8 protein-coding genes are annotated in these 9,785 nt (G+C 55.5%); 5 read left to right on the forward strand and 3 right to left on the reverse strand.

Annotated elements, in window-relative coordinates:
* The first annotated feature begins 176 nt into the window (after positions 1-176).
* Complete coding sequence (gene gcvT / locus OSC10802_RS0128450; protein WP_017720174.1) at positions 177-1,340, forward strand: glycine cleavage system aminomethyltransferase GcvT; 1,164 nt, start codon at positions 177-179, stop codon at positions 1,338-1,340.
* A 228-nt stretch (positions 1,341-1,568) separates the two neighbouring features.
* Here the strand turns inward: gcvT and OSC10802_RS0128455 are convergent, their stop codons facing one another.
* A complete protein-coding gene (locus OSC10802_RS0128455) occupies positions 1,569-2,330 on the reverse strand; it encodes a pentapeptide repeat-containing protein (protein ID WP_017720175.1) in 762 nt (253 codons plus the stop codon).
* Positions 2,331-2,849: 519 nt separating this feature from the next.
* On the opposite strand from OSC10802_RS0128455, the gene OSC10802_RS51385 reads away from it, so the two are divergent.
* Both OSC10802_RS51385 and OSC10802_RS0128465 read left to right on the forward strand, forming a co-directional pair.
* Positions 2,850-3,035, forward strand: a complete 186-nt coding sequence (locus OSC10802_RS51385) for a hypothetical protein (RefSeq protein WP_155968516.1) — start codon at positions 2,850-2,852, stop codon at positions 3,033-3,035.
* Positions 3,036-3,056: 21 nt separating this feature from the next.
* On the forward strand, positions 3,057-4,100 hold the full coding sequence (locus OSC10802_RS0128465; RefSeq protein ID WP_017720176.1) for a M28 family peptidase: 1,044 nt from the start codon (positions 3,057-3,059) through the stop codon (positions 4,098-4,100).
* Between the two features lie 34 nt (positions 4,101-4,134).
* Here the strand turns inward: OSC10802_RS0128465 and OSC10802_RS0128470 are convergent, their stop codons facing one another.
* The gene (locus OSC10802_RS0128470) at positions 4,135-4,971 is read right to left on the reverse strand and encodes an alpha/beta hydrolase (protein ID WP_017720177.1); all 837 of its coding nucleotides are present in this window, start codon (positions 4,969-4,971) and stop codon (positions 4,135-4,137) included.
* A gap of 167 nt (positions 4,972-5,138) precedes the next feature.
* Here OSC10802_RS0128470 and gcvH point away from each other — a divergent pair, with 167 nt between their 5' ends.
* Together gcvH and gcvP are read left to right on the forward strand one after the other, a co-directional pair.
* Positions 5,139-5,528 (forward strand): glycine cleavage system protein GcvH, encoded by a 390-nt coding sequence (gene gcvH / locus OSC10802_RS0128475; protein ID WP_017720178.1) that lies wholly within the window; start codon positions 5,139-5,141, stop codon positions 5,526-5,528.
* Between the two features lie 512 nt (positions 5,529-6,040).
* On the forward strand, positions 6,041-8,983 hold the full coding sequence (gene gcvP / locus OSC10802_RS0128485; protein ID WP_017720180.1) for an aminomethyl-transferring glycine dehydrogenase: 2,943 nt from the start codon (positions 6,041-6,043) through the stop codon (positions 8,981-8,983).
* Between the two features lie 83 nt (positions 8,984-9,066).
* Here gcvP and OSC10802_RS51390 read toward each other — a convergent pair whose 3' ends face one another.
* Positions 9,067-9,315 carry a hypothetical protein gene (locus tag OSC10802_RS51390; protein WP_155968518.1) on the reverse strand — a complete coding sequence of 83 codons (249 nt, stop codon included), beginning with the start codon at positions 9,313-9,315 and terminating at the stop codon, positions 9,067-9,069.
* Between the last annotated feature and the right edge of the window lie 470 nt (positions 9,316-9,785).

Consider the following 9,785-nt stretch of genomic DNA (forward strand, 5'->3'; position numbering starts at 1 on the left):
ATCAGCCGCTGAGTAAAAAATCCTACCACCGGCATAAATTCTTACTCAGGGACAGGCGGGACGCCTGTCCTACGCCTTTGAGATGGACAGGCGGGACGCCGGGGACAGGCGGGACGCCGGTCCTACGCCTAGCCGCCTTAAGATAGAAGCTGTTCACCCCCGACAGAGAACCATTCGTGGCCCACTCAACACAGCCCAGCGACGCCAAACAGCCGTGTCAGCCACCGGCACTCGCCCGAACGCCCCTGTTCGAGCTTTCCGCTGAACTCAACGCCAAAATGACGGAATTCTCCGATTGGGAAATGCCGGTGCAGTACACCGGCATTCTCCTCGAACACCAAGCAGTGCGGGCAAATGCCGGCATGTTCGATATCTCCCACATGGGCAAATTCACCGTCGGGGGAAAAGACTTAATCTCCCGCTTCCAGCCTCTCGTCCCCTCGGATCTGGGCCGGCTGCAACCGGGCGAAGCCCAGTACACCGTCCTTCTCAACGCCGCTGCCGGCATCTTGGACGACATCATCTTCTACTATCAGGGCGCTGACAGCACCGGCACCCAGCGCGGCACAATTATTGTCAACGCCGCCACCACAGTCCGGGACAAAGCCTGGCTCATGACACACCTCGAATCCACCGGCATTCAATTCCAGGATCTCACCAAAGAAAAAGTCCTGATTGCCGTTCAGGGTCCGCAAGCCACCAGCTCCCTCCAACGCTTCGTTGAAGCAGACCTGACCCCAGTCAAGGCTTTTGGACATATAGAAGCGCCGGTACTCGGCGAGATGGGTTTCCTGGCGAGAACCGGCTACACCGGCGAAGACGGATTTGAAGTCATGCTCGATCCACCGGTGGGAGTCAAACTCTGGCGCTTCCTCCTCGATGCCGGTGTCACCCCCTGCGGTTTGGGGTGTCGCGACACCCTGCGCCTAGAAGCTGCAATGGCACTCTACGGACAGGATATCAGCGACACCACCACCCCCCTAGAAGCAGGTCTGGGCTGGGTTGTCCACCTCGACAGCAAAGGCGACTTTATCGGGCGCTCAGTTCTAGAACAGCAGAAGCGCGAAGGAGTGCGGCGGCGACTCGTCGGACTGCAAATGCAGGGGCGACAGATCGCCCGCCACGGGTATCCCGTAATACATGCCGGCATGCCGGTGGGAGAAGTCACTAGCGGCGCACCCTCACCCACCTTGGGCTATCCCATCGCCCTCGCCTACGTTCCAACCCACCTAGCACAAACCGGCCAGCAGTTAGAAATCGAAATCCGGGGCAAAACTTACCCCGCAACTGTCGTCAAAAAACCCTTTTATCGCTCGCCGAGCCGGCTTTCTAAAATTTAATCCCCCTCCCCTCATTCTGGAGGCATCACTTTCTAGTAGGTAAACGGACAGGCGAGACGCCTGTCCTACATCCTAACCTAAGTAGCTTCGGGAGCGCGGGAGCAAGGGAGGCCGGAATGTAAGTTTCCTAAATGCTTACTGCTATATAGACGTAGGGCAGGCGTCCCGCCCCCCTCAAGGTCTAATGTCCTAATCTAAGTGACTGCTGCTATAATCCACCCCATTAAATCAAGGATTGCACGAAGGGAGCTCCCCACCAACACCGGCAGGAGAATTATTCCCTATAATAGCACCTTGTGCTTGCAGTGTGGAAAGGTCGGGGGACGTCCCAATCGTAATTGCTCCGGTCAAATCGAGATTTGTCGCGCTGGCGAGATTGCTCAGATCCGCACCGCTGATATCTGCATTTGCCAGAGAGGCATTCCTCAAATTCGCCGCCCTCAAATCCGCCCCTAGAAGCCGGTATGATGGGTCAGGGCCAATACAGGCATTTAGGCGAGCGGAACGCAAATCGGCACCTTCCAAGTTAGCCCCATTGAACTTCGCCCCAGACAGCACCGCACCCCTGAGATCCGCATTTGCCAGGTTAGCGCTGACATGAGCTAGGCGCAGGTTAGCATTCTGCAGGTTAGCATTCGTCAGGTTCGCTCCAACCAGCCTAGCATTTTCCAGATTCGCCCCCCTCAAGTTAGCGCCCTCCAGGTTGGAATCCAGCCTACTATTGTTAAAAGACTCGAATGAAATCAGAGCACCTCTCAAATTCGCCTCTCTGAGATCCGCACCTCGCAGATCGGAACCTTGCAAGTCAGCAAATTGCAGGTTAGCATACCGCAAGTCCATCCCTCGCAGGTTGATGAAAGTCAGGTCGCAGGCTGAGCAGGAGCCGGTTCTCATCAGCTGTCTGACGTGAACGGGATTCGCTGCTTTCCCCGCACTGGCAAACAAGACTGTAGCTAATACAGTCAGAGTAGCTATAATTATGCGACGCATTTTTCACCTCTGAACTCTACAACACTTGGCTTTGATAAAATCCTAATTGCTGCCAGCAAAAGTAAGAGACTGTTTCTAGCAGCACACAGTCAGTTTAGGACAGGGCATCTCACTTGCTAGGAAGGACAGGGACAGGCGCGACGCCTGTCCTACGTCCTAAACCAAGTGGCTGCTGCTATATAAAGCAATTGCTAAGGCTGGCTCTCCGGTAATAAACCCGGTTTATTTTGCTGGTAGGGGCGGGTTTAAAGATATCCTTGACTAGCAATAAACATCTCGGGAAACCCCGCCCCTACCTCTGTAAGGGCAACCCGCCACAACCGGCACGATTTCTAGATCCCTCACGTTTTCTTTATACAAACTCTCTAACCCCCATTACCCAAAGTTGAGAAATGAACGCAAACTTCATGAAGAGATCCTATGTTCTAGCCTAACCTTAGAGCGCTACTTGTTCAATCTTTCTTTGGGTATATTTCCCGCTCGCTCTAAAGTTGAAGTAATGTTTGCGAAAGTTGCCAATTGTATCAATATCCTCAAAAATTGGCTAAAATAGGCTATATAAGGAAATCTGAGGCCGGCAGCCGGCTTTTGGGACATCACCGGACAGATGTCCTGCACAGCCACGAGCGCAGCGACTCGCCAGAGAACAGCAGACAGCACCGGCTGATGGGGGTGAAGTCCTCATGCGTCTCGTTACGGGTGTGAGATGGGAGTAGAACCAAACACATGAAAAAGAAAACTTGGTTAGGCATGCAGCCGGTCAGCCGAAGCGCCTTGCACCGGCTCGCCGCACTCGCTATAATTCTCAGTATTCTGATTGCTTGGGGGTGGTTTGCCACGATCCAAATGCCCGGGAAAAGCCACACCGGCACTCTCGCCGAGCTGACAGCGCCGCAAGTTGCGCTGCGAGACGCACTGCGGCGGGATGTCGAACAGCTAGCCGGCACCATTGGAGAGCGCAACTACACCCTGTACAAAAAGCTAACAGCCTCAGCTGATTTTCTGGAATCCTCGTTTGCATCAGCTGGCTACAAAGTCCAGCGACAGGGGTACGAAATAGACGGAAAAAACTACGACAACCTGGAAGTGGAGATTGCCGGTGCAAAGAAACCAGACGAAATCGTCATTGTCGGCGGACACTACGACTCAGTGTATGGCAGTTCCGGAGCCAACGATAACGGCACCGGCGCAGCAGCAGTTCTAGAGCTAGCCAGAGCCTTTGCCGGCAAAAAAAAACAGCGAACCCTGCGATTTGTTGAATTCGTCAACGAAGAGCCGCCCTTTTTCTGGACCCCTGACATGGGGAGCCTGGTTTATGCCAAACGCTGCAAACAGCGCAACGAGAAAATCGCCGCCATGCTCAGCCTAGAAACAATGGGGTACTATTCCGACGAAATCGGCAGCCAGAAATACCCCTTTTCCCTGGGCACGCTCTATCCCTTGCAAGGAAATTTTATCGCCTTTATCGGCAACATAGCATCGGGAAAACTGGTGCGGGAAACTATTGCCTCCTTCCGCACCCACGCCAAATTTCCCAGCGAAGGAGCCGCCCTTCCGGGAGCAGTTCAGGGCGTGTGCTGGTCTGACCACTGGTCATTTTGGCAGCAAGGCTATCCAGCGCTAATGGTAACAGATACCGCTCCCTTTCGCTACCCCCACTACCACACTACAAAAGACACTCCCGACAAAGTAGATTACGAGCGCATGGCGCGAGTTGTCGCGGGGTTGGAAAGTGTAATTGCCGACCTCGCCGGTCTTGTTAGTCGTTAGGTGGGGGGAGAGATTTCCTGTCGGGCGGTGGGGTTTAGGGATTGGGGTTCTCCCCGCGCCGCAAAGCTTCAGCAAACTCCCGCAAAGCTTTTTCATACTCCTGACCGGCAACCTCCATGACATCATTGTGACCGGCTCCCACCACCGGCAAAAAGCGTTTCGGCGGATTAGCCGCCGCAAACAGTTCTTGCCCGTGCCAGAATGGAATCACCGCATCAGCCGTTCCGTGCGCCACCAAAACCGGACAGCGCACCCGCTTAATCTTGTCAATATTGGCAAACTTGTCGAAAGGCACAATCGGAATCCGCGTCACCACCCGAAATGCGGAGATAAACGGATTTTCCAAAACCAGACCGGCTACCGGCTGCCGGCTGGCCAAATCAACCGATGGCCCAGACCCCACCGAGCGCCCGTAAACAATGATCTGTGCCGGTGGCACCCTGAGCTTCTGTGTCAGATAATTGTAAGCAGCGTTAATATCTCCATAGGCACCCAACTCGCTCGGCGTCCCCTCGCTCGTTCCGTAGCCCCGGTAATCATAAGCGAACACAGCAAACCCGATGTCCCGCAATTCTTCGAGCACCCAGCGAATATCTCCCAAGTCCTCTGCGTTCCCGTGGCTGAAGAGGATAGTATAGTGCGCCTGCCGGTTGGGGAGATAGACAGCAGAAATCCGGACGCCATCCGCTACCGTCAGCTTGAGAGTCTCTCGGGTGTCCCCATAGCTTGCCGGTTGCGGCTTAAAAATCAGCCCGTCCGCGAAAAAGTATCCGTAGATACAAACACAGGCATAGATGAAGAGGGCGGAGCGCACCAGGCGTTTTAGGGAAAATTCGCCCACCAGCAGCCGGCTGAGAGTTTTCTTGTCCATTCGGCATGTACCCAGAATACAAACTTTGGGGAATAATCTGTAGCGGTAACACAATGCTATCCGCGCCCTTAAAGCACCGGCACGATCGCAGGCTCGCTGCGTCTCGCCCGCGCCCAAAGCCCGGAACTCCCGCCAATCCCTGTATCTATGTCTTGTGAGGAAATAACATGAGCCTGCACTGTCCTGATGACCTGAAGTATCTCGACAGCCACGAGTACGTGCGCTTAGATGGCGACATTGCTACCATTGGCATCAGTGCCTTTGCCGTAGACCAGTTGGGTGACATCGTTTTTCTGGAACTGCCAGATATCGGTGCGGCTGTCACAAAGGGAGAGTCCTTTGGCACAGTTGAGTCCGTGAAAGCGGTTGAAACCCTCAAATCACCCGTCACCGGCACAGTGGTGGAGCGCAACGAGCCACTCAACGACGATCCCGAGGAACTGGGGATAGATCCCTACGGAGAAGGTTGGCTGATCAAGGTGCGCGTTGAGAATCCAGACGAACTGCAAGACGCCATGTCAGCAGATCAGTACCGCCAGCTGGTGGAGGGGTCATAGAAGACGGAAGAAAATCGCTCATCTTTCATCCCTGCCGTAATTTACGATTGATTGCTTACTTTATAGCCTGCGCGGGGTATCGGCGCAACCGATCATTGGCTGGGCTGATACCTTTCATTTAATTCGCCTGAAACTCTGTTTTTTTATGGACTAAAAAAACGGATTTTACTATAGGTGACGGGGGCGGGCAGTGGGGCGTGGCGAATCTCTGGCCCGGAGAAGAATTAGATTAATCAACCGGACATGATATGAGGGAGGTCAAAGCTCGCCTCGGGCTGGCCTGAAATTTGACAGCCAACTCCGGAATCTTGCCAGAGTGCGCTCCCCCGGAACCGGCATCTGCCTGCAAATTTTGAGTGATTGTTGCAAAATATGAAAAATGCAGGCGCTGGACAGCAGATGCTTGCTGCAGGCGCAAACTATCCCTGCGTCCCACACCTGGGTTTACGGTGTTGAATCCGGATGTTAGGTGCGAGCTACATACCCTCAACCCCTCAATCAGTCCCCGTTCTATGCCTAATTTGAATCTTACAGATAACCGCCCCGCTCTAACCGAACATAACGATAACTCGCTTCCGGGCCAGAGACTCGCACCGGCAGATTCTTTTGTGCGCCGGCACATTGGCCCGAGGCCAGATGAAATCCGGCAAATGCTGGAAGTCTTGGGCGTGCCGAGTTTGGACGCCCTGATTGAGAAAACAGTGCCGGCGGCGATCCGGCTCAAACAACCGCTGCAATTGCCCGCAGCCGGGAGCGAATACGCCGCCCTGGCCCAATTAAAAGAAATCGCCTCCAAAAACGAGATATTCCGGTCATTCACCGGCACCGGCTATCACGACTGCATCACCCCGCCGGTCATCCTGCGCAACATCCTGGAAAATCCCGGCTGGTACACCGCCTACACCCCCTACCAGGCAGAAATTGCCCAAGGGCGGCTAGAAGCGCTGCTGAATTTCCAAACCATGATCATAGACCTCACCGGCATGGAAATTGCCAACGCTTCCCTGCTAGACGAGGGCACAGCCGCCGCAGAAGGGATGGCGGTGAGCTTGGGTTTGTGCAAAACAAAAGCAAAAGCCTTCTTCATTGCCCAAGACTGCCACCCCCAAACCATCGAAGTGGTGCGAACCCGCGCCAACCCCCTCGGCATTGAAGTCATTGTCGGCGATTGGCAAACCTTTACCTTCGATCGGCCAATCTTTGGGGCGCTGCTGCAATACCCCACCACCGACGGCACCGTATGCGACTACCGGCACTTTATCGAACAAGCGCACGCCGCCGGTGCCCTCGTCACCGTAGCCGCAGACATCCTGAGCCTGTGCCTGCTCAAACCCCCCGGTGAATTTGGCGCGGATATTGCCGTAGGGAGCACCCAGCGGTTTGGCGTTCCCCTCGGATACGGCGGACCGCACGCCGCCTACTTCGCCACAAAACAAGAGTACAAGCGGCAAGTTCCCGGAAGGATTGTCGGCGTGTCCAAAGACGCCCAGGGCAAGCCGGCGCTGCGACTCGCCCTGCAAACCCGCGAACAGCACATCCGGCGCGAAAAAGCAACCAGCAACATCTGCACCGCCCAAGTGCTGCTGGCGGTGATTGCTTCTATGTATGCCGTCTACCACGGGCCCGATGGGCTGAAAAGAATTGCCTTTCGGGTGCACCGGCTGACGGCAATCCTGGCGGAAGGGTTGAAGCGCCTGGGATACCGCATCGCTTCCGAACCGTTTTTTGACACGCTGCGGGTGGAAGTGGGAACCCGCCGGCTCGAAGACATTCTCAAAGCTGCGCGAGAGCGCCGCATTAACCTGCGCGCCTTTAGCCCAACTGCATTAGGCGTCAGCCTCGACGAAACCGCCACTGCAGAAGACTTGCGCCAACTCTGGGAGATTTTTGCCGGTGGGGGAGAGCTTTCCTTTACTGTCGGAGAGATTGCCGGAGAAATTGGCGAATCTCCTTTGGAAAAAGAACCGTTTGCCCGTACCAGCAGCTATCTCACCCATCCGGTGTTCAACCGCTACCACTCGGAAAGCGAACTGTTGCGCTACCTGCACCGGCTGGAAACCAAAGACCTGTCCCTGACCACATCGATGATACCGCTCGGCTCGTGCACGATGAAGCTGAACGCCACTGCCGAGATGCTGCCGGTGACTTGGCCAGAATTTGGCAAGATCCATCCGTTTGCGCCCCTGTGGCAAACGCGGGGCTATCAGGTTTTGTTCCAGCAGCTGGAACAGTGGCTGGCTGAAATCACCGGCTTTGCGGGAATTTCCCTGCAGCCGAATGCCGGTTCGCAGGGGGAGTATACAGGATTGCTAGTAATTCGTCAATACCACCAGCACCGGGGAGAGAGCCACCGCAACGTCTGCCTGATCCCCCAGTCGGCGCACGGGACGAATCCCGCTTCTGCAGTGATGTGCGGCATGAAGGTGGTGGTGGTTGAGTGCGACGAGCAGGGCAACGTTGATATAGAGGATCTGAGGAAAAAAGCCCAGAAGCACGAGCCAGAACTGGCGGCGCTGATGGTGACGTATCCCTCCACTCACGGGGTTTTTGAGGAGGGAATTAAGGAAATCTGTGATATTATCCATGCTTGCGGCGGGCAAGTGTATATGGACGGGGCGAACATGAACGCCCAAGTGGGGCTGTGCCGGCCCGGGGATTTTGGGGCGGATGTCTGTCACCTGAACTTGCACAAGACGTTTTGCATCCCCCACGGCGGCGGCGGGCCAGGTATGGGCCCGATTGGCGTGGCCCCGCACCTGCTACCGTTCCTGCCGGGGCACTCGGTTGCCGGCACCGGCGGTGCGGAAAGCATTGGGGCTGTTTCCGCTGCGCCTTGGGGTAGCGCCAGCATCCTGACGATTTCGTGGATGTACATTGCCATGATGGGTGGCGCGGGGCTGGCGGAAGCCACGAAGGTGGCCATTCTCAATGCGAATTACATCGCCCGCCGGTTAGAGCCGTATTACCCTGTGCTGTATAAGGGGAAGGACGGTTTTGTGGCCCACGAGTGCATTTTGGACTTGCGAGGGCTGAAGAAGAGTGCGGGGATTGAGGTGGATGATATTGCCAAACGCCTGATGGATTATGGGTTCCACGCGCCGACAGTTTCTTGGCCGGTGGCGGGTACGGTGATGGTGGAGCCCACGGAAAGCGAGTCGAAGCAGGAGCTGGACCGTTTTTGCGATGCCATGATTGCCATTCGCAAGGAAATTGAGGAGATTGAGTTGGGGAAGGCGGACCCCAGTAATAATGTGCTCAAGAATGCGCCCCACACGGCGGAAAGCTTGATTGCCGGGGAGTGGGACCGTCCTTATTCGCGGGAGCGGGCGGCTTACCCGGCACCGTGGACTCGCGAGTCCAAGTTCTGGCCGGCTGTGGGGCGGATTGACAATGCCTATGGGGACCGGCATTTTGTCTGTTCTTGCTTGCCGGTGGAGGCGTATTCGCAGGCGTAACGCCCTGTCCGGTGCGGGACGCTAGCGCTTAGCACATTGGCTGTAAAATGTCAAGCAGCCAGAGCCGGAGAAAAAAATCCTAATCAAACAGCGGGCCGGCGATCGGGAAAGTAGTTGGGCTTTAGCCCTACCGGCGGAAAGTAGTTGGGCTTTAGCCCTACCGGCGGAAAGTAGTTGGGCTTTAGCCCCACCGGCGGGGCTCCTATCTGTCCCGCTCTCCTGGCACAGCCGCTGGCACAGCGTCTCCCGTGCCGGCACAGCCCGTGGCACAGCCTCTGTCGCCGCAGTGACAGACAAGATGCCGGTTTCTGGCGCAGGGAAGGCACCGGCATTGGAAGCAGCTCACAAGCAGGGGCGCGCTGCCGGTGATCCCTGCGCCCCGCTGAGTGAAACCTTTGTATTTTCGTCAATTCCCCCCGCACCCCCTCTGGAAAACCCCTTTTCGGAAAAACTGGCAACCGGTGGGGGGGGAGAGGGGAACTAATCAGCAACCTGCAGCGTCTTGCTTGGAGTCCTGCTAAAAATCCTTCACGGACGACCGGCAGGCCAGTTTTAATAAATCTCAAATAATCAGTCCGAAATAGAATTTGGCCGGAGCAATTGCAGGCTGTTTAAAGTCCGCAATGTTAAAGATTTTACCCGTGGCAAACAGTCGCGTTTGTCGCACTGATTTAGATTAAACCTATGGCACAGAAATTTTAAAATAATTTGCCTAAATAATTTGTTTTGACAAAACAGTGGATTCACGGATGACTGTACGGGCAGAGAAAGGGAGAATATAAACAGGGCAAAAAGTTATGCT

This window comes from Kamptonema formosum PCC 10802 (genome assembly GCF_000332335.1).
Classification (GTDB): domain Bacteria; phylum Cyanobacteriota; class Cyanobacteriia; order Cyanobacteriales; family Oscillatoriaceae; genus Oscillatoria.

Bases quoted from the DNA above. Each gene is read 5' to 3' on its own strand.
- gcvH (WP_017720178.1), top strand. From the start codon at position 5,139: ATGAGCCTGCACTGTCCTGATGACCTGAAGTATCTCGACAGCCACGAG.
- OSC10802_RS0128470 (WP_017720177.1), bottom strand. From the start codon at position 4,971: ATGGACAAGAAAACTCTCAGCCGGCTGCTGGTGGGCGAATTTTCCCTA.
- OSC10802_RS0128465 (WP_017720176.1), top strand. From the start codon at position 3,057: ATGAAAAAGAAAACTTGGTTAGGCATGCAGCCGGTCAGCCGAAGCGCC.
- OSC10802_RS51390 (WP_155968518.1), bottom strand. From the start codon at position 9,315: ATGCCGGTGCCTTCCCTGCGCCAGAAACCGGCATCTTGTCTGTCACTG.
- OSC10802_RS0128455 (WP_017720175.1), bottom strand. From the start codon at position 2,330: ATGCGTCGCATAATTATAGCTACTCTGACTGTATTAGCTACAGTCTTG.
- gcvP (WP_017720180.1), top strand. From the start codon at position 6,041: ATGCCTAATTTGAATCTTACAGATAACCGCCCCGCTCTAACCGAACAT.